Below are 18,546 nucleotides of genomic sequence, written 5' to 3'. Positions count from 1 at the left end.
CCTCCTGAAGCACGGTGCCTCCTGAAGCACGGGACCGATGCGTCCCCACTGTCCCGCTTCCGGCCGCTCGGGCAGGGCGAAAAGCCGAAGGAGCGGGCGGTCGACCCCTTCGTAAAACCCGACAGAAGGTGTCCGGTATCTGCGCGACCATCGTGTCAGCGCCCGTCCCACGGGCGTCGGCACCGTGTGGTGTGTGCGGGCAGGGAAGGATGCGCGAATGTCGGTAACACTGGAAGGCAGAGTCGCTCTCGTCGCCGGGGCGACGCGGGGGGCCGGGCGGGGGATCGCGGTCGAGTTGGGGGCCGCCGGGGCGACGGTCTACGTGACCGGTCGCAGCACGCGCGGGCGGCGCTCGGAGTACGACAGGCCCGAGACCATCGAGGACACCGCCGAGCTGGTCACCGGCGCGGGCGGCCACGGGATCGCCGTCCCGACGGACCACCTCGTCCCCTCGCAGGTCCGTGACCTGGTGCGGCGTATCGAGGCCGAACAGGGCAGGCTGGATGTCCTGGTGAACGACATCTGGGGCGGCGAACTCCTCTTCGAGGCGGACGTCCCCGTATGGGAGCACGACCTGGACAAGGGGCTGCGGCTGCTCCGGCTCGCGGTGGAGACCCACGCGATCACCAGCCATCACGCCCTGCCGCTCCTGCTGCGCAACGACGGCGGGCTGGTGGTGGAGATGACCGACGGCACCGCCGAGTACAACCAGGACACCTATCGGGTCTCCTTCTTCTACGACCTGGCCAAGGCGTCCGTGCTCCGCATGGCCTTCGCCCTGGGGCACGAACTGGGCCCGAGGGGCGCCACGGCGGTGGCGCTGACGCCGGGGTGGATGCGCTCGGAAATCATGCTCGACCACTTCGGCGTGACCGAGGAATCCTGGTACGACGCGGTGGAGGACGAGCCGCACTTCCGGATCGCCGAGACACCGTCCTACGTCGGACGGGCCGTCGCCGCCCTCGCCGCCGACCCCGGGGTGAGCCGCTGGAACGGACAGTCGCTGTCCAGCGGCCGGCTGGCCCGGGTCTACGGCTTCACCGACCTCGACGGCAGCCGCCCGGACGCGTTCCGCTATCTGGCCGAGGTCCAGGAGCCGGGCAGGCCCGCCGACGTGACCGGTTACCGCTGAACCGTGCCCACGGCCGCCCTACCGCCTGGGACGGACACGTATTCCCTTTTGCCGAACGCGCGTTGAGACGATCGTCAGGGCTTCTAGGGTCGAGCCCATGACGAATCAGAACGAGCGTGTGCAGAGCATGATGCTGGGCGAGGTCGAGGTCATCCGGATCGTGGAGTGGCACGAACCGTTCCTGCCCGCCTCCGGCATGTTCCCGGACGTCACCGCCGACGTATGGAGGGACAACGAGAGCTGGCTGGTGCCGGACCACTGGGAACCGGAGAGCGACTCGGCGGTGGTCGCGTTGCAGAGCTGGGTGCTGCGCAGCGCCGGCCGAACGGTCCTGGTGGACACCGGAGCGGGCAATGGACGCGAGCGACCGGGCATGGGCCCCTTCCACCAGGCCCGGAGCGACTTCCCGGGCCTCCTGGAGCGGGCCGGTGTCCACCCGCGGGATGTCGATGTCGTCGTCAACACCCACCTCCACGTCGATCACGTCGGCTGGAACACCGTCGACGCGGACGGACAGTGGGTGCCGATGTTTCCCCGCGCCCAGTACCTCATTCCGGCAGCCGACGACTTCCATTACGGTCCGGACAACGCGTACGGGAACAGGGGGCAGGTGGTCGACCGCCTGATCTACGAAGACAGCGTCGCGCCCATCCACCAGGCCGGACAGGCCGTGTTGTGGGACGGCCTCCACCGCATCGACGAACACCTCACCCTGGAGTCCGCGCCCGGACACACTCCCGGCTCGTCCGTGCTGCGCCTCGCGTCCGGGAGCGACCGGGCGGTCTTCGTCGGAGACCTGCTGCACAGCCCGGTGCAGATCCTCCAGCCCTGCTGCAACAGCGACTCCTGCCAGGCCCCGGACCAGGCGGTCGCCAGCCGCCGGCGGATTCTCGGGCGGGCGGCCGACGAACGGGAGCTGGTCGTCCCCGCGCACTTCGGCGGAGCGGGCGCGGTGCAGGTCCGGCGGGGGAGCGGCGGGTTCACCCTCGGCCCCTGGGCACCGATCGGTCCGCGATAGGGAGCGTGCTCGGCTCTCGTTCCCCCGCGCGGCAAATCGGTTTCGCGGTCGGCGCGGTACGGCGATCATGGGGGCGGAGCAGAGACGCGTGCCCCGTGACGCGTGCCCCGTCTCCGGAATTCCGTACCCCCCGCCCTCGGCCCCGCCCCCGGCGCCCCGACCCCGTGCCCCCAGACCCGTGAGGAACCGCCCACCATGCCTGTGCCCGCCGACCCGACGGTGCTCCATCCGATGCCCGAGCAGCCGAGAGTGGTGCTGCTCAGGCCGCTCGTGCGCTCCCCGTTGATCGAGGTGGGGGAGTACTCGTACTACGACGACCCGGACGACCCGACCGCGTTCGAGACACGCAACGTGCTCTACCACTACGGGCCGGAGAAGCTGGTCATCGGCAGGTTCTGCGCGCTGGGCACGGGGGTGCGGTTCATCATGAACGGCGCCAACCACCGTATGGACGGCCCCTCGACCTTCCCCTTCCCCACCATGGGCGGCTCGTGGGCCGACCACGCCGATCTGCTCACCGGTCTGCCGAACCGGGGGGACACCGTCGTCGGCAACGACGTCTGGTTCGGCTACGGCTCGACGGTGCTGCCCGGCGTACGGATCGGACACGGCGCCATCATCGGCTCCGGCGCCGTGGTCACCTCCGACGTGCCGGACTACGGGATCGTCGGCGGCAACCCGGCCCGCCTCATCCGTACCCGCCACAGCGACGAGGACATCGCCCGGCTGCTGGCGGTGGCCTGGTGGGACTGGCCCGCCGAGCACATCACCGCACACGTACGGACGATCATGTCGGGCACCGTCGCCGACCTCGAAGCCGCCGCTCCGGGGGCCAGCCCCAGGTGACGCGGGTGTCCGGCCAGTAGAGCCTGACGGCGTCGGGGCGGAAGCGGCGCTTGTCCCCGAACACTCCGGACCGCGATCCGAACCGAGGCCGGCCGGCCGAATACGATTCGCGTCGGATTCAGCCGTCTCCACCCACCCGAGGACCGTGGCGCACGTCACTGGAACCCGCCAGACCGCTCGGACAGTACTCCACGTGACTGATTCAACCCACGCCCGTCTCCGCGAAGGTGACCCGGCCGCGCTCGCCGAGGCGTTCCAGGAGCACGCGAACGCCGTGTACCGCCATGCCCTGTGGTCCACGGGCAACTGGGCCACGGCCGAGGACGTCGTCTCCCTCACCTACCTGGAGGCGTGGCGCTCGCGCGAGCGGCTGCGCCCGGAGGAGACCGGCAGTCTGCGCCCGTGGCTGCTGGGCATCGCCACCAATGTCCTGCGCAACACGGCCCGCTCGGCCCGGCGGCACCGAAAGGCCCTGGCCCGGATGCCGCGCTCGGACACCGTCCCGGACTTCGCCGAAGAGGTGGCCGGGCGGCTGACGGACGCCGAACGGCTGGCGGCGGCGAAGGCGGCGCTGGAGGGGCTGCGGCGCACCGAGCGCGAGGTGTTCACCCTGTGCGTCTGGGGCGGGCTGGACTACGCGTCCGCCGCCGAGGCCCTGGACATACCCATCGGCACCGTGCGCTCCCGGCTGTCCCGTGCTCGCGCCAAGCTGCGCGACTCCGTGGGGCACCCGGCCACCCGGCGCGACGACGCACAGAGCACTTCCGGCCGGGAACTCCCCGGAGGCAGCGGACAGATACAGCGCGTAGACAGCATTCTGGCTCGAACCACTCAGGAGAAACTCGCATGAACGCCCTGTTCCGGAACCGGTCCGGCGCCGCCGCCCCGTCCGCCCGTACCTCGGACCCAGTCCACGGGGAGGGGAGCCGGGAGTGGCAGGAGGCCCGCGACCGCACCGAGCTCGCCGCGCTGCGCGGGATGGTCCCGCCGCCCGCCGCCCCCCGGCTGTCGCCCACCCGCCACTCTGAACTGGAAGCGCACCTGATGAACGAGATCAACGACACGGCCGCCCAGTCCGCCACGTCCGACGCCGCCAAGTCCCGTTCCGCCGCCGGCCGCTCCCCGGCCATCGGCTGGCTGACGCCCGGCCGGTCGATGTCCCTCGGGATGGCTGCCGCCGTCGTCGCGGCGACCGTGGCCGGGCTCGCCGTCACCGGCAGCAGCGGTCAGACGGCCGTCGCCGCGCCCGCCCCGCTCAAGGTGGAGAACTCCCGGGCCGCCGTGCCGCTCGCCACCGTCGCTGAGCGGGCCGCCGCCCTCGCCGACTCCCCCGGCGCCGCGGAGCGCGGGACCCACCGCCGGGAGTGGGCACTGGGGCTGTGGGACGACGGCAAGCACAAGCCGGAGCAGGTGCCGGTGATCGAGTCCCGCGACGTCTGGAACGCGGACGGCAGCGGTGAGGCGCAGGACATCGAGGACGGCCGGGTCGTCAACCGTACGCACCTGCCCGCAGGGTCATGGGAGAAGCTCGCCGACTACCGGAGCACGCCGCCGACCACCGTCAACGGCCTCGCCGACTACCTGGCGGAGAAGAACCCCGACACCCGCAACAGCGCGTACTGGACGATGGACTCCGTGGAGGCCCTGCTGCGTGACTGGACGCCCGGCCCCGCCCAGACGGCCGCGATCGACGGCCTGCTCGCCGAGCAGTCCGGCCTGAGCGCGGTCGGTCCGGTCAAGGACCGCGCGGGGCGCCAGGGCCAGGCGTACGCCGTGGACTTCAAGGGGACGGTGCGCTGGACGATCATCCTCGACGAGCACACCGGACGCATCCTGGGCACGGAGCTCTCCAGCATCAAGACCGACCCGAAGACGCAGCTCAAGCCCGGTGATGTCGAGCAGTACAACACCTACCTGAACTGAGACCGCACGGCCGCACGCCTGGTCACAGCCGGCGTCGCACCCCCGGGCCCCGCACGTCACACCGCGGAGCCCGGGGGCTTCCGTCTGCGGTGACCGGGCGGCGGTGGACGGGCGGTGCTGGACGGTCGGCGGTGGACGGCCGGTGGTGGGCGGGCGGCGGTGGGCGGGCGGCCGGGGGACGGGCGGTGGTGGACGGCCGCCCCGCCGCGCCCATGTTTGAATGCCCGGGTGGCTGACACTTCTGGCATCGACGTACTCAGCGTCTTCTGCGGCCCCGACGGGCAGCACGGCAACACGCTCGGGGTCGTGCGCGAGGGGCGGCACCACCCCGACCGGGCGGACCGGCAGGTCATCGCCGCCCAACTCGGCTACAGCGAAACGGTGTTCATCGACGACCCCGACCGCGGTGTGGTCGACATCTACACCCCGGGGCTGCGGCTCCCCTTCGCCGGGCACCCGCTGGTCGGTACGGCCTGGCTGCTCGATCTGGAGGTGGTGAACCCTCCGGCGGGGGAGGTGTGGGCCCGCCAGGACGGCGAGTTCACCTGGATCACCGCCCGACCGGAGTGGGCGCCGCCGCGCACGCTTCAGCGGTACGCGTCCGCCGCCGAGGTCGAGGCGCTGCCCGCACCGCCGCCCGGCGAGGGGTGGCTCTACGCGTGGGCCTGGGAGGACGAGGCGGCCGGCCGGGTCAGGGCGCGGGCCTTCCCGCGCCGGGACGACGGCATCGTGGAGGACGAGGCCACCGGCGCGGCGGCCCTGCTGCTCTCGGCGAGCCTGGGGCGCGCCCTCAACATCACGCAGGGCCGCGGATCGCAGTTGATCGCGGCCCCTGGCCCGGACGGCACGATCGAGATCGGCGGCCGGGTGCGGCTGCTCACCACGGGCTGAGGCATCGCCCGGCCGGCCGCGACCGGTGCCGGTCGGCTTCGAGGCGGGCGAGGACCGGTGAGGGCGGCTGACCGGGCGCCGGAATCCGTCCCGAGCGGCCGGCGGTCGTCGTCCGCGACCGCCCGCCGAGCGGAGAAGCCCTGCTGAGGGTCACCGTCCGACGGCCCGGCAGCCGGGCGCAGCCCCCGTGGTGGAGGCCCGGCCGCCGGACCGGGCCCCGCTACGCGCTCAGCGGGAACTGGTCGCTCAGCTCGCAGAGGACCGCCACGTTGAAGTCGAAGGCGCGCTTGCACTCGTCGATGATCCGCTGCTTCTCCAGATCGTCCGCCGCCACCGTGTCCAGCAGCTCGCGGTAACGGCGCTTGTACGCGGCCGGGTTGCCGATCTCCTCGAAGACGTAGAACCGCACGCCGTCGCCCTTGCGTTCGAAGCCCCAGGTCTTCTCGGCCCTGTCCCGCAGGACCTGACCGCCGGAGAGGTCCCCCAGGTAACGCGTGTAGTGGTGCGCGACGAACCCGCCGGGCCATGTCCGCACACACTCCTGGACCCGCGCGGCGTACGCGGCGGTCGACGCCAGCGGCTCGATCCCCGCCCGCCAGTCCGCGCCGCGCAGATGGGCGAGGTCGCGCTCCAGCTGCGGCGTGCGGGCCAGCTCGGGCTGGATGAAGGGACCGGCGACCGGGTCCAGCCGCAGCGTCTCCGTGCCCTCCTCCAGCGCGCGGTACACGAACCACAGCTGCTCCGTGTAGCGCGTGTACGCGTCGACACCCAGTCGGCCGCCCAGCAGATCGCTCATGAAGGTCGAGTTGTTCGCCACGGTGTGCTGCTCGTGCGAGGCGGTGCGGATGAGCGTGGAGAAGGGGGTGGCGGTTGCGTCCAAGGCGGGCCTCCGGAGACCGAGGGGAACGGGAGCAGGCGAATGCCGGCCGGTGGATCGGCGGCACGTTTCCGGGCCGCCGACCCACCCCGATACTCTTACTTAGGCATACCTAAGTCAACAGCTTCCCGACGACGTGTCGGTAAAAACGATCCGATTCGAACCAGGTCGCGGCACAAAGGGTCACAAAAACGTCGGGCCTGAACGCGTCACATACGAAACGCGTCAGGCCCTGAACGGTCGAACGGGTCGAACGGATCGAACGGATCGAACGGTCGAACAGGTCGAACGGATCGAACGGTTGAACGGGTCGAGCGGTTGAACGGGTTGAACGGCCGGAGAAGGCCGGGGGGAGGGCTCAGGGGAGGGTCAGGATCTCGGCCCCCGTGTCCGTCACCACCAGCGTGTGCTCGAACTGCGCGGTCCGCTTGCGGTCCTTGGTCACCACGGTCCAGCCGTCGTCCCACATGTCGTGCTCGTATGTGCCGAGGGTGAGCATCGGCTCGATGGTGAACGTCATGCCCGGCTGGATGACGGTGGTGGCGTGCGGGCTGTCGTAGTGCGGGACGATCAGCCCGGAGTGGAAGGACGAGTTGATCCCGTGTCCGGTGAAGTCCCGGACGACGCCGTAGCCGAACCGCTTGGCGTACGACTCGATGACCCGCCCGATGATGTTGATCTGGCGGCCGGGCCGTACGGCCTTGACGGCACGGTTCAGCGACTCGCGGGTCCGCTCGACCAGGAGCCTGGACTCCTCGTCCACCTCGCCGCAGAGGTAGGTGGCGTTGTTGTCGCCGTGCACACCGCCGATGTACGCGGTGACGTCGAGGTTCACGATGTCACCGTCGCGCAGGACCGTGGAGTCGGGGATTCCGTGGCAGATGACCTCATTGACCGAGGTGCACAGGGACTTGGGGAATCCCCGGTAGCCGAGGGTCGAGGGGTAGGCGCCGTGGTCGCACATGAACTCGTGCGCGACTCGGTCCAGCTCGTCCGTGGTGACCCCCGGCGCGATGTGCTTGGCGGCCTCCTCCATCGCCCGCGCGGCGATCCGCCCGGCGATCCGCATCCGCTCAATCGTCTCGGCGGTCTGCACTTCCGGTCCGGTATACGGGGTGGGGGCGGGCTTCCCGACATATTCGGGGCGCCGGATTTTTACGGGAACGGAACGGGCGGGAGAGAGCTGCCCCGGTACGAGCAGTGACTGGCCAGACATGCCAGCGAGTTTAGACCGCCCGGCACAGGGGACCGGGAGAGTTGCGTGACCAGCCACGCGACGCCGCTTCCCCGCGCCGGGCGGTCCGGCCGGCCGGTGTGGGGCAGCATGGCGTCAGAGGAAGGAGCCGACGATGGCCCTGTTCAAGAAGCGCACGGTCGGTAAGCCCGGCGAGTGGTACTACTGCCTGAAGCATCAGACGGTCGAGGAGGGCCCCGACTGCCCGGCCAAGGACCGCTTCGGCCCGTACACGTCACGGCAGGAGGCCGAGCACGCGATGCAGACGGCGCGGGACCGGAACCTGGAGTGGGAGACCGACCCCAAGTGGCACGACGACTCCAAGGGCACGGAGACGGACACCGACAACACCTAGCGGAGCGGCCAGGGGCAGGCGGGAGCAGGAGCGGACGGGAGCAGGAGCTGGAGCGCGGGCGGGCGTGGGGCTTCGGCCGCTACGGGGTGCCCGCCGTCGCCTCGTCCCTCCAGGGCTCGTCCCTCCCGGCCTCACCGTGCCCGCCGCGACCGCTTCCCGCCTCGGCCCGCCGCGCCTCGTCCTTCTGGGCGCGGCGGCGCTGGGCGTCCTCGTCCGTGTCCGCGTGGTACGTGAGCAGCTTCGGCAGTACGCCCGCCAGCAGCCCGACCGCCGCGACGCACGCCAGTCCGCCGCCCCAGACGGCGGTACGGGTCCCGGTCCAGCCGGCCATGGCGCCCGCCCGGACCTGGCCGAGCTGCGGGCCGCAGCTGTACGAGAGCACCTCGATGCCCGCGAGGCGGCCCCGGAACTCCTCCGGGATGGTCTGATTCCAGATCGTGGAGCGGCCCAGACCGCTGATGCTGTCGCCCGCGCCGGCCGCGACGAGACAGAGCAGCACGAGCCAGATGTTCGACATCCACCCGGCCGCGGCCATCGCCAGCCCCCAACCCCCCGCGCCGAGCACCACCATCCGTCCGTGCCGCCGCACCCGTGAGGCCCAGCCGCTGGTGAGGCTGACGACGATGGCGCCCAGCGGGATCGCCCCGTACATCAGACCCAGCGCCCATTCGGCGCCCAGGTCCTGCGCGAGGAACGGGAAGATCGCCAGCGGGAAGGCGAAGAACATCGCGGCGAGGTCGATCGCGTACGTACCGAGCAGCACCGGCTTGCTCCACGCGTACCGCGCGCCCTCCGCGATCGTACGGAGCGACGGCCGGTCCGCCGCCCCGGCAGGCGGCGCGGGGGACAGCCGCAGGCACATCAGCACCGAGACGGCGAAGCCGATGACGGTGACAGCGTACGCGGTGGGGGCGCCCGCGTACGCCACCACCACCCCGGCGAGCGCCGGGCCCGCCACGGCGCCGATCTGCCAGCGCAGGGAGTTGAGCGCGGCGGCGGCGGTGAGCTGGTCGTGCGGCACGATCCGGGCCATGAGCGAGTCCAGCGCCGGGCGCTGGAGCCCGGCCAGCGCCGACACCCCGGCCGCCACGACGTACAGCGGCCACAGCGCGGGTGTGGGCAGCAGCCCGTTGACCAGGAGGACGACGGCCAGCAGCCCGAGTCCCGCCTCCGACAGAAGGATGACCTTGCGCCGGTCCACGGCGTCGGCCAGCGCGCCGCCGTACAGCCCGAAGACGATCAGCGGCACCAGTTCGACGGCGCCCATCGCACCGACCGCCAGGGGGGAATCGGTGAGGTCCTTGATCTGGAGCGGCAGCGCGATCATGGCCATCGAGCTGCCGAAGTACGTCACCAGCCCCTGCACCCAGAGCAGCCGGAACTGCTGGGACGAGCGGAAGGGGGTGAGGTCGGGCAGTATCGCGCGGGGCGTTCTGGTCACGAGGGGCCATCATCGGGGCCGGGGCGGGGGAGGGCAAGCGGATTGTTCCGGGGCAGGCGGAATGTTCCGGAGGTGGCACGGACCGGGGGCGGCGCGAACCGGGGGCGGCGCGGACCGGGGACGGCACGGACCAGGACGGCACGGACCAAGACGGCACGGACCAAGACGGCACGGACCGGGACGGCACGGACCGGGACGGCACGGACCGGGGGCGCCGCGGGTCCGGTCCGTGCCGCCCGGGGGTCACCAGCGGGACGGCGGTGGCGCCGTCAGCTGGTCCGCCAGCCGGGACAGCCGGTCCTGGAAGCGGCGCCGGCCGCGCGGCGCCGGGAGGCTGTTCTCGCCGGTGGCCGCCGATACGAGGTGCTGCACGGTGTCCAGGCTCACGCCGTGCGCCGCGTCCGACGCGGCCACGGTCAGCGCGTCGTGCGCGAGGCCGCGCACCTCCGCGTCCTCGCCGTCCAGCGCCAGCACCGTCGCCCCGGCGCGCCGGGCGTCGTGGACCCGCTCCAGCAGGCCCCCGTCCGGGCGTTCGGGCGCCACGACGAGCAGCGTCTCGCCCCGGCCCGCCGCTTCGAGCCGGCCGAGACCGACGGCGAGATGCGCGGGGTCGTCGGGCCGTACCCGGTGCCGCACCAGCGTCGGATTCAGCTCCGGCTGCCCCGACCACGCCGCCTCGTCCACGAGGTGCGCGGCCAGGTGCCACGGCTCGTACTCCTCGGTCCCGACCAGCAGCAGCCCGCCGCCCTGCGGTACGACGGAGGAGCGCAGCGCCCCCGCGAACCGGCGGGTCGCGGACGGCCATTCGGTCCCGGCGAGGACCTCGCGCAGCAGCGCGACACGTACGGCATCCATGTCCCCGCATCCTGCCGCAGTACGGCGCGTGGCGCGGCGGGTCGCGAGAGGCTCACCCGAACGGGGCCAATCGGGTCCAACAGGGTCCAACAGGGCCTCGGGCCGCGAGGTTTCCCGCGGGCTACCGAGAAGTAGGCTCGGGCACATGACTTCAACGGACAGTGACAACACGCCCTCCACCTCCGCCGCTTCCTCCGCCGCTTCCTCAGCCGAGGCGCCCGCGAAAGCACCGGCCAAGGCACCGGCCAAGGCACCGGCCAAGGACCCGTGGGACCTTCCCGACGTCTCGGATCTGGTCGTCGGGGTGCTCGGCGGGACGGGCGACCAGGGGCGCGGCCTCGCCTACCGGCTCGCCGTCGCCGGCCAGAAAGTGATCATCGGCTCCCGTGCCGCCGAGCGCGCCGAGTCGGCGGCGGCGGAGCTGGGCAACGGCGTCGAGGGCGCCGACAACTCCGCCTGCGCGCGCCGCAGTGACGTGATCATCGTCGCGGTGCCGTGGGAGGGCCATGCCAAGACCCTGGAGTCCCTGCGCGAGGAGCTGACGGGCAAGCTGGTCATCGACTGCGTCAACCCGCTCGGTTTCGACAAGAAGGGCGCGTACGCGCTGAAGCCCGAGGAGGGCAGCGCGGCGGAGCAGGCCGCGGCCCTGCTGCCGGACTCCCGGGTGACGGCCGCGTTCCACCACCTGTCGGCGGTGCTCCTCCAGGACGCGTCGGTGGAGCGGATCGACACCGACGTACTGGTCCTGGGCGAGGCGCGGGCCGACACGGACCTCGTCCAGGTGCTGGCGTCCCGCATCCCCGGCATGCGCGGTGTCTTCGCCGGCCGGCTGCGCAACGCCCACCAGGTGGAGTCGCTCGTCGCCAACCTGATCTCGGTGAACCGCCGCTACAAGGCGCACGCCGGGCTGCGCGTGACGGACGTGTAGCGGCGGGTTCCACGGGCCCGGTGGCCCGGGCGCCCGGCCCCGCGCGCCTCCGGACGCAGGAGGACGGCGCGGGGCGGGGGGACACTCCTGGGCATCGGGGACCATGGGAGACACTGGAGCGCGTACGACCGCCCTCCCGAACGTCCCCGACAGGAGCCGCCCGCCATGCCCCGCCTCGCCCTGTACGCCCTCGCCGTCTGTGTCCTCGCCGTCGCCGCGGCCGTCGTCTCCTTCGTCCAGGGCATGTGGCTCGGCGTCGTGTGGGTGCTGGTCGCCGGGCTCGCGTCCAACATGGCCTGGTACTACCTCCGCAAGGCCAAGTCCGACCGGGCCGCAGCCGCGGGCTGACGCCACCGGGGGGGCGACTGCCCCCGGCTCAGGTACCGCAGTAGTACTCGTTCCTGCTTGTCCAGAAGCTGAAGAGGTTCCGGCCGCAGTAGCTGTCGACGTCCGAGACGCCCAGAGCCCCCAGGATGGCGTCGATGGCGTCGAAGAAGGCCCTGTTGACCTGGGGGATGAAGAAGAGCAGGACGAAGACCGCCAGCAGTCCGTACCGGGCGAAGGGCTCCACCTGGCGGCGGACCTTGTACGAGAGCCAGGGCTCGATCACCCCGTACCCGTCGAGGCCCGGGATCGGCAGGGAGTTGAGGATGGCCGCGGTGACCTGGAGCAGAGCGAGGAAGCCCAGGGCGTAGCGGAAGGCCGTCGGGACGCCGGACAGGGCGTGCAGCCAGAAGGGGGCCGTGCAGGCGAGGGCGAAGAGCACATTGGTGAGCGGGCCCGCGGCCGAGATCAGACTGTGCTTCCAGCGGCCTCGGATGCGGTGCCGTTCGATGAAGACCGCGCCACCGGGCAGGCCGATACCGCCCAGGATCACGAAAATCACCGGGAGTACGACGCTCAGCAGCGCGTGCGTGTACTTGAGCGGGTTGAGCGTCAGATAGCCCTTCGCGCCGATCGTGATGTCACCGCTGTGCAGCGCGGTGCGCGCGTGGGCGTACTCGTGCAGACAGAGCGAGGTGATCCAGCCGCCCGTGACGAAGAGGAAGACGGCGAACCCGACGCTCGCCGCGAAGTCCGTCCACACCGCCCACCCCGCGACCGCCGTGACGGCGGCGATGCCGAGGAAGACGGGGGAGACGCGCCGGTCGCTTTTTCGGATGGCGGTGGTCATGGACGGAACTCCCGGTGGATCGGCGCGGTGGTGCGGTGAGGCATGCGGGTACGGCGGTACGGCGGCACGGGCAGCGGTCCGCCGTGCCCGCCCCGCCAAGTGTCCCCCCTACCCGCTCCGCCCCGGCCCTCCCGCCACACGCGGGACTCGGCGACACGCGGGGCTCGGTGGCGCGGCGACACGAGGGGCTCGGCGACGCGCGGGTCACGGCACCACGCCGGGCTCGGTGGCGCGGCGACACGCGGGGCTCGGTTGGCGCGGCGACACGCGGGCGAAAATGCCTCGACTCCGGGTACGGGTGCCCGGAATGCTGTCCCCATGGGGGTTCCGAGCGGCATACGCGACCACTGGCGGACGGAGCGCCCCGGCGCCCCCTGCCCCGCTCCGGCGGGAATCGTCCCGTATCGCGCGCTCCAGGCACCGGACGGGGCACGGACCCCGGACGTGCGGGACCCGCGCGGGGACGCGGGGCGAGCGTGCTGACGGCCTTCACGGACAATGGACGGATGCGGATTTCCGTCCTCGGGACCACCCGGGCCTTTCACACCGACGGCACGCCCGTCGCCCTCGGCGGTGCGCGGCTGCGCGCGCTGCTGACGGTGCTGGCGCTGCGGCCCGGCCGTACGGTCCCGGTCGGGGTGCTGGTCGAGGAGATCTGGGCCGCCGACCCGCCCGCGGACGCCGTGGGGGCGCTCCAGGCGCTCGTCGGACGGCTGCGGCGGGCGCTCGGGCCGGCCGCCGTGGCCTCGGACGACGGGGGATACCGGCTCCGCGTCGAGGCCCAGGACATCGACCTGCACCGCTTCGGCGTCCTCGCCGACGAGGGCGCCGGGGCCCTGGCGCAGGGCGACGCGGTCAAGGCGGCGAGCCTGCTGGACGACGCGCTGGCGCTCTGGCGCGGTCCCGCGCTGGACGACCTTCCCGACCGTACGGCCGAAGCCGGCCGCTGGGAGACCCGCCTGCTCGACGCCCGGCGCACCCGGCTGGCCGCCGCGCTCGCGCTCGGCCGGGCCGAGGGGGCACTCCCCGAGCTGGTCGAGCTGTGCGGCCGGTTCCCGCTGGACGAGCGCCTCCAGGCGCTGCGGGTGCGCGCCCTGCGTGACGCCTCCCGCCCCGCCGAGGCGCTCGTCGCGTACGAACAGGTCCGCCGCGCCCTCGCTGACCGGCTCGGCACCGACCCGGGCCCCGAACTGCGCGCGCTGCACAAGGAGTTGCTGCGCGGTGATGATGGCGGTGATGGGCGCGTCCGTGGAAGCGGTGCACGCCGGGAGCCGGACGACCGGCGCCGGTCCGAGCCGCCCGCGCCGCCCGCTCCCGCCCCCCGCCAGGGCAACCTCCGTGCCCGTCTCACCAGTTTCGTCGGCCGCGAGGACGACATCGACGCGATCCGGGGCGACCTCGGGGTCGGCCGGCTCGTCACCCTGCTCGGGCCCGGCGGGGCCGGGAAGACCCGGCTCTCGCAGGAGGCCGCCGAGCGTGCGGCCGACGCGTGGCCGGACGGGGTGTGGCTGGCCGAGCTGGCGCCGGTCAACGACCCGGACAACGTCGTCGAGGCCGTACAGAGCGCGCTCGGGGCGCGCGAGACCGTGCTGCGCGGTGCCGGGGCCGAGGAGCTGCGGGCCGTCGACCGGCACGCGGGCGAGCCGCTCGTCCGGCTGACCGAGCACTGCGCCCGGCGCCGGATGCTGCTTCTCCTCGACAACTGCGAGCATGTGATCGAGGCCGCCGCAGCCCTCGCCCACGAACTGCTCGCGCACTGCCCCGGGCTGACCATCCTGGCGACCAGCCGCGAACCGCTCGGCGTGCCCGGTGAAGTCGTACGCCCCGTGGGGCCGTTGGCGCCCGATCCGGCGCACCGGCTCTTCGCGGAGCGGGCCCGTGCCGTACGCCCCGACTTCGACCCGGCCGAGGACACCGAAGCCGTCGCGGAGATCTGCCGGCGGCTGGACGGGCTGCCGCTCGCCATCGAACTGGCCGCCGCCCGGCTGCGGTTGCTCACCCCGCGACTGATCGCCGACCGTCTCGACGACCGGTTCCGCCTGCTGACCGGCGGCAGCAGGACCGTACTGCCGCGCCAGCAGACGCTGCGCGCCGTGGTCGACTGGTCCTGGGAGCTGCTGGACGGACCCGAACGCGCGGTCCTGCGGCGGCTGTCCGTCTTCGCGGGCGGCTGCGACCTGCCGGCCGCCGAGGTGGTCTGCGCCGACGCTCCCGGCCACCCCGGCGGCCCTGCCGAGGTGCCCCGCGCCGCTGCCGGGCCCGCCACCGTCGGGCCGCGCGATGTCGCCGCGCTGCTCGGCTCGCTCATCGACAAGTCCCTCGTCGTCGCCGCCCCGACGCCGGACGGTGGCGACATGCGCTACCGCCTCCTCGAAACGGTCGCCGAGTACAGCGCGGAGCGGCTCGACGAGGCCGGTGAGCGCGCGGCCGTCGAGCGCGGACACCTCCTGTACTTCCGCGAGCTGGCCCGCACCACCGACCCCCAGCTGCGCGGGCCGGGGCAGAACGCCGCGATCGCCCTGTTCGAGCGCGAGTACGAGAATTTCCGCACCGCGCTGCGCCGGGCCATCGCCGCCGAGGAGGAGCACGAGGCGCTGTGCCTCGGCCTCTCCCTGGCCTGGTTCTGGCAGATGCGCGACCTGCGCGGCGACGTCCGGCAGTGGGCGGGCGGCGTCGCCGCCCTCGGCCCTGATCCGTTCGCCAGACCCGTCCAGCAGGCCCCGCCGATCGCGCGCCGCGTCACCGACGCACCGCCGCCGATGTCCGCCGAAGTCCTCCAGGAAGCCCGGCGCGAGGTGCGGATGCTGGGGATGCTGTACGACGACCGGAGCCGGGGCAGCTGGGCCGATCCCGACCGGAACGCCTGGCTGGACGCCGTGGCCACCGCCTACCGGCCGGGCCTGCCGCAGACCTGCTGGTATCCGGGCAGCCTCTGGTTCTTCGCGACGGTGTTCACCGGGGACGGCCGTCAGCTGCGCTTCGGCCTGGACGAGACCGTGCGCGTCTGCGAGGAGTCCGGCTACGAATGGGAGCTGGCCATGGTGCTGCACACCCGCGCCAACGTCCTGGCCAACCGCGGGATCTCGGCGCTCGCCGCGGTCCGCGACGCCGACCGCAGCCTGGAGATCTTCGAACGGCTCGGGGACGCCTGGGGCCGGGTGGAGGCGCTCTCCGCCCGGGGCGAGGCCCGGGAGAAGGTCGGCGACTTCACCGGCGCGGGCGAGGACTTCCGGGTGGCCGTCGACCTCGCCCGGGGACTCGGCGTGCAGAGTCAGGTGATCCTGCTGCGCGCCCGGCTGGCGGCGACGCTGATGGATCTGGACCGCTGCGAGGAGGCGGAGCGCATCCTCCGTGAGGTGCTGCGCGACGGGCGGGACACCGGGTTCGAGGCGCTGACCGCCGCCCGGCTCTTCCTGGTCATGCTGCTGGGCCGCAGCGGCCGTCTCGACGAGGCGCGTGAGCAGATGGAGGCGACGCTGAACGCGCACGACGCGGGCGCGCAGGAGTTCTTCCACCAAGGTCTCATGGTGGGCCTCCTCGCCTGGCTCGACTGTCTGGACGGCCGGTACGGGCAAGGGTTGCGGAAGTCCCGTAGGGCTCTGGAGATCTCGGACTCACCGATGGCGCGGATCTTGGCCCCCGAGATCACCGCGCTCCATCTGATGACGGCCGGCTGGGCCCTGGCGGGCCTGGCGGGGCCGGACACCGGCCCCGGGCGGCTACGGGACGCCGGCCGGCTGATCGGCGCGTACGAGGCGCAGCTGCCCGAAGGCCATTTCCGCACCCCGCTGGAGCGGGACATGATGGCGGGGGCCCGCGAGGCGGCGGTGGCCGTGCTCGGTGAGGCCGCCTTCGAGGCGGCGCGGGCCGAGGGCGCCGGCCTCACACTCGCGGAGGCCGTCGCCCTCGTCTGAACCCGGCCGCCGCGCCGCGCGGATCGGCTCCCGGTCTCAGGACTTCTTGCGGAACTTGGCGACCGCCAGCGGCGCCGTCACCAGCGTGATCCCCGCCGCCCACGCCAGCGTGATCCACACCGAGTGCGCCACGGGACCGCCGTTGATCAGGCCACGGGCCGCGTCCGCCAGATTCGACAGCGGGTTGTAGTCGGTGAACGCCTGGAGCCAGCCCGGCATGGTCGCCGTGGGCGCGAAGATCGAAGAACCGAATTGCAGCGGCATCAGGACCAGCATGGCCACCCCCTGCACGGCCTGCGCCGTCTTCATCGTGAGGCCCAGCAGAATGAAGATCCACATCAGTGAGGCGCCGAACACGGCGGCGAGACCGACGGCCGCGAGCAGGTGGAGCACCGAGGTCTTGATCTCCATGCCCAGCAGGAAGCCCATGCCGAGCAGGATCGCGATGGCGACCAGCATCCGGCCGATCTCCACGACTATCTTGGCGATCAGGACCGACGACCGGGCGATCGGCATCGTACGGAACCGGTCCATGACGCCCTTGCGGAAGTCGTCGTTCACCCCGCTGCCGACGGCCATGGCGATGTTCATCCCCATCATCGCCATCAGCCCCGGCACCACATAGTTCACATAGTCGTCGCGCGAGCCGCCGAGGCTCGCGCCCACCGAGCCGCCGAAGACGTACACGAACAGCAGAGTGAAGATGATCGGCATCAGCAGGACGTCGAACATCGACTCCGGATCCGCCTTGATCTGGAGGACGTTGCGACGCGCCAGCGCGCCGATGTGCCGCAGATTGGCGCGCAGGCCGATCCGGCCCTCGTCGGGCACGGCCGCCGGGGACAGGGTGGCCGTCCGGCCGGGAGCGGTGGCGGACGGTGTCGTCGCAGCCGCCGTCGTGGTGGTGGTCGGAGTCGTGTTCATACCGAGGCTTCCTCAAGGGCGGTGTCGGGCTCGGAGGCGGTCTTCTGGCCGGTGATGGCCAGGAACACCTCGTCCAGGCTGGGCAGATGGGTGCCGATGTGGGCGATGGCGAAGCCGCGCTCGCCCAGCAGGCCCACGACCGCGGTCAGTTGCAGGTCGCTCAGGATCGGGACGTACAGCGTCCCCTCGTCGGGGACCGCCTGGGCGCCGCCGATGCCGTCGAGACCGCTCTCGGTGACCGCCCGCGCCATCGCGGGGAGCTGGGCCGGGTCGGCCGGGCGGATCTGGAGCGTACGGCCGCCGACCTTCGCCTTCAGCTCGTTCACCCCGCCGCTGGCGATGACCCGGCCGCGGTCGATGACCGTCAGCTCGCTCGCGAGCTGCTCGGCCTCCTCCATGTACTGCGTGGTGAGCAGCACCGTCGCCCCCTCGGCGACCATCCGCTGCACCTCGTCCCAGACCTCGTTGCGGGTACGGGGGTCGAGCCCGGTGGTCGGCTCGTCCAGATACAGGACGGCCGGCCTGCCGATCATCGAAGCGGCCAGGTCGAGCCGGCGCCGCATGCCGCCCGAGTACTGGAGAGCGGGCCGCTTCGCCGCCTCGGTGAGCGAGAAACGCTCCAGCAGCTCGTCGGCGCGGCTCCGCGCCTCCTTGCGGGGCAGGTCGAGAAGCCTGCCGATCATGTAGAGGTTCTCCCGGCCGGAGAGCTTCTCGTCCACCGAGGCGTACTGCCCGGTGAGGCCGATGGTGCGGCGCAGCTGGCGGGGCTGGCGCAGCACGTCGTACCCCGCGACCTTCGCGCTTCCCGCGTCCGGCCGCACCAGCGTGGAGAGGATGCGGACCAGCGTCGTCTTTCCGGCGCCGTTGGGCCCGAGCACGCCGAGGACGGTGCCCTCGCGGACGTCGAGGTCCACGCCGTCCAGGGCCTTGGTGGCGCCGTAGTGCTTGACCAGCCCCCGCACCTCCACGGCGTTGCCGGTCCGGCCGCCGCTGGGGTTCTTGTCGTTTCGCTTCATGACCTCAGTGCACCACCC

At 72.6% G+C, this 18,546-nt stretch carries 17 protein-coding genes; 10 read left to right on the top strand and 7 right to left on the bottom strand.

What is annotated here, in order from left to right:
- Positions 1-217: 217 nt before the first annotated feature.
- The 6 genes from ACFY6S_RS09675 (at position 218) to ACFY6S_RS09650 (ending at position 5,810) form a co-directional block, all read left to right on the top strand.
- Positions 218-1,132, top strand: a complete 915-nt coding sequence (locus ACFY6S_RS09675) for an SDR family oxidoreductase (RefSeq protein WP_388821055.1) — start codon at positions 218-220, stop codon at positions 1,130-1,132.
- Positions 1,133-1,229: 97 nt separating this feature from the next.
- The gene (locus tag ACFY6S_RS09670) at positions 1,230-2,150 is read left to right on the top strand and encodes an MBL fold metallo-hydrolase (protein ID WP_388821052.1); all 921 of its coding nucleotides are present in this window, start codon (positions 1,230-1,232) and stop codon (positions 2,148-2,150) included.
- Between the two features lie 195 nt (positions 2,151-2,345).
- Positions 2,346-2,996: a CatB-related O-acetyltransferase gene (locus ACFY6S_RS09665; RefSeq protein ID WP_388821049.1), complete on the top strand. Its 651-nt coding sequence runs from the start codon at positions 2,346-2,348 to the stop codon at positions 2,994-2,996.
- A gap of 193 nt (positions 2,997-3,189) precedes the next feature.
- Positions 3,190-3,846 carry an RNA polymerase sigma factor gene (locus ACFY6S_RS09660; RefSeq protein WP_388821046.1) on the top strand — a complete coding sequence of 219 codons (657 nt, stop codon included), beginning with the start codon at positions 3,190-3,192 and terminating at the stop codon, positions 3,844-3,846.
- Positions 3,843-4,919 (top strand): CU044_5270 family protein, encoded by a 1,077-nt coding sequence (locus tag ACFY6S_RS09655; RefSeq protein WP_388821043.1) that lies wholly within the window; start codon positions 3,843-3,845, stop codon positions 4,917-4,919. The genes ACFY6S_RS09660 and ACFY6S_RS09655 overlap by 4 nt, the downstream gene beginning before the upstream one ends.
- 228 nt (positions 4,920-5,147) lie before the next feature.
- Positions 5,148-5,810 (top strand): PhzF family phenazine biosynthesis protein, encoded by a 663-nt coding sequence (locus ACFY6S_RS09650; RefSeq protein ID WP_388821040.1) that lies wholly within the window; start codon positions 5,148-5,150, stop codon positions 5,808-5,810.
- A 220-nt stretch (positions 5,811-6,030) separates the two neighbouring features.
- On the opposite strand, the gene ACFY6S_RS09645 is transcribed toward ACFY6S_RS09650, so the two are convergent.
- Together ACFY6S_RS09645 and map are read right to left on the bottom strand one after the other, a co-directional pair.
- Positions 6,031-6,690 carry a heme oxygenase (biliverdin-producing) gene (locus ACFY6S_RS09645; RefSeq protein ID WP_388821037.1) on the bottom strand — a complete coding sequence of 220 codons (660 nt, stop codon included), beginning with the start codon at positions 6,688-6,690 and terminating at the stop codon, positions 6,031-6,033.
- A 355-nt stretch (positions 6,691-7,045) separates the two neighbouring features.
- Positions 7,046-7,903: a type I methionyl aminopeptidase gene (map, locus tag ACFY6S_RS09640; protein ID WP_388821035.1), complete on the bottom strand. Its 858-nt coding sequence runs from the start codon at positions 7,901-7,903 to the stop codon at positions 7,046-7,048.
- A 133-nt stretch (positions 7,904-8,036) separates the two neighbouring features.
- Between map and ACFY6S_RS09635 the strand changes: the two genes are divergently transcribed.
- Positions 8,037-8,276: a hypothetical protein gene (locus tag ACFY6S_RS09635; protein ID WP_388821032.1), complete on the top strand. Its 240-nt coding sequence runs from the start codon at positions 8,037-8,039 to the stop codon at positions 8,274-8,276.
- A gap of 79 nt (positions 8,277-8,355) precedes the next feature.
- Here the strand turns inward: ACFY6S_RS09635 and ACFY6S_RS09630 are convergent, their stop codons facing one another.
- Together ACFY6S_RS09630 and ACFY6S_RS09625 are read right to left on the bottom strand one after the other, a co-directional pair.
- Complete coding sequence (locus tag ACFY6S_RS09630; protein WP_388821029.1) at positions 8,356-9,717, bottom strand: MFS transporter; 1,362 nt, start codon at positions 9,715-9,717, stop codon at positions 8,356-8,358.
- A gap of 243 nt (positions 9,718-9,960) precedes the next feature.
- Positions 9,961-10,572 (bottom strand): hypothetical protein, encoded by a 612-nt coding sequence (locus tag ACFY6S_RS09625; RefSeq protein WP_388821026.1) that lies wholly within the window; start codon positions 10,570-10,572, stop codon positions 9,961-9,963.
- A gap of 145 nt (positions 10,573-10,717) precedes the next feature.
- Here ACFY6S_RS09625 and npdG point away from each other — a divergent pair, with 145 nt between their 5' ends.
- Both npdG and ACFY6S_RS09615 read left to right on the top strand, forming a co-directional pair.
- Positions 10,718-11,500 carry an NADPH-dependent F420 reductase gene (npdG, locus tag ACFY6S_RS09620; protein ID WP_388821023.1) on the top strand — a complete coding sequence of 261 codons (783 nt, stop codon included), beginning with the start codon at positions 10,718-10,720 and terminating at the stop codon, positions 11,498-11,500.
- A 165-nt stretch (positions 11,501-11,665) separates the two neighbouring features.
- Positions 11,666-11,848, top strand: a complete 183-nt coding sequence (locus tag ACFY6S_RS09615; protein WP_388821020.1) for a hypothetical protein — start codon at positions 11,666-11,668, stop codon at positions 11,846-11,848.
- Between the two features lie 28 nt (positions 11,849-11,876).
- Here the strand turns inward: ACFY6S_RS09615 and ACFY6S_RS09610 are convergent, their stop codons facing one another.
- Complete coding sequence (locus ACFY6S_RS09610) at positions 11,877-12,674, bottom strand: site-2 protease family protein (protein WP_388821017.1); 798 nt, start codon at positions 12,672-12,674, stop codon at positions 11,877-11,879.
- Between the two features lie 506 nt (positions 12,675-13,180).
- On the opposite strand from ACFY6S_RS09610, the gene ACFY6S_RS09605 reads away from it, so the two are divergent.
- Positions 13,181-16,588, top strand: coding sequence for a BTAD domain-containing putative transcriptional regulator (locus tag ACFY6S_RS09605; protein WP_388821014.1), 3,408 nt, complete (start codon positions 13,181-13,183; stop codon positions 16,586-16,588).
- A gap of 36 nt (positions 16,589-16,624) precedes the next feature.
- On the opposite strand, the gene ACFY6S_RS09600 is transcribed toward ACFY6S_RS09605, so the two are convergent.
- Together ACFY6S_RS09600 and ACFY6S_RS09595 are read right to left on the bottom strand one after the other, a co-directional pair.
- Complete coding sequence (locus ACFY6S_RS09600; protein ID WP_388821011.1) at positions 16,625-17,512, bottom strand: ABC transporter permease; 888 nt, start codon at positions 17,510-17,512, stop codon at positions 16,625-16,627.
- A complete protein-coding gene (locus ACFY6S_RS09595; RefSeq protein ID WP_388821008.1) occupies positions 17,509-18,528 on the bottom strand; it encodes an ATP-binding cassette domain-containing protein in 1,020 nt (339 codons plus the stop codon). Before ACFY6S_RS09595 ends, ACFY6S_RS09600 begins: the two co-directional genes overlap by 4 nt.
- Positions 18,529-18,546 lie beyond the last annotated feature (18 nt).

This window comes from Streptomyces sp. NPDC012835, assembly GCF_042900885.1.
In the GTDB taxonomy this organism is placed as follows: domain Bacteria; phylum Actinomycetota; class Actinomycetes; order Streptomycetales; family Streptomycetaceae; genus Streptomyces.
This window is presented reverse-complemented; position numbering and strand designations above follow the sequence as displayed.

Excerpts from the sequence above, each read along its gene's own strand:
- ACFY6S_RS09615 (WP_388821020.1), top strand. The coding sequence starts at position 11,666 with ATGCCCCGCCTCGCCCTGTACGCCCTCGCCGTCTGTGTCCTCGCCGTC.
- ACFY6S_RS09605 (WP_388821014.1), top strand. The coding sequence starts at position 13,181 with ATGCGGATTTCCGTCCTCGGGACCACCCGGGCCTTTCACACCGACGGC.
- map (WP_388821035.1), bottom strand. The coding sequence starts at position 7,903 with ATGTCTGGCCAGTCACTGCTCGTACCGGGGCAGCTCTCTCCCGCCCGT.
- ACFY6S_RS09625 (WP_388821026.1), bottom strand. The coding sequence starts at position 10,572 with ATGGATGCCGTACGTGTCGCGCTGCTGCGCGAGGTCCTCGCCGGGACC.
- ACFY6S_RS09675 (WP_388821055.1), top strand. The coding sequence starts at position 218 with ATGTCGGTAACACTGGAAGGCAGAGTCGCTCTCGTCGCCGGGGCGACG.
- ACFY6S_RS09655 (WP_388821043.1), top strand. The coding sequence starts at position 3,843 with ATGAACGCCCTGTTCCGGAACCGGTCCGGCGCCGCCGCCCCGTCCGCC.
- ACFY6S_RS09600 (WP_388821011.1), bottom strand. The coding sequence starts at position 17,512 with ATGAACACGACTCCGACCACCACCACGACGGCGGCTGCGACGACACCG.
- ACFY6S_RS09665 (WP_388821049.1), top strand. The coding sequence starts at position 2,346 with ATGCCTGTGCCCGCCGACCCGACGGTGCTCCATCCGATGCCCGAGCAG.
- ACFY6S_RS09595 (WP_388821008.1), bottom strand. The coding sequence starts at position 18,528 with ATGAAGCGAAACGACAAGAACCCCAGCGGCGGCCGGACCGGCAACGCC.
- ACFY6S_RS09670 (WP_388821052.1), top strand. The coding sequence starts at position 1,230 with ATGACGAATCAGAACGAGCGTGTGCAGAGCATGATGCTGGGCGAGGTC.
- npdG (WP_388821023.1), top strand. The coding sequence starts at position 10,718 with ATGACTTCAACGGACAGTGACAACACGCCCTCCACCTCCGCCGCTTCC.
- ACFY6S_RS09610 (WP_388821017.1), bottom strand. The coding sequence starts at position 12,674 with ATGACCACCGCCATCCGAAAAAGCGACCGGCGCGTCTCCCCCGTCTTC.
- ACFY6S_RS09635 (WP_388821032.1), top strand. The coding sequence starts at position 8,037 with ATGGCCCTGTTCAAGAAGCGCACGGTCGGTAAGCCCGGCGAGTGGTAC.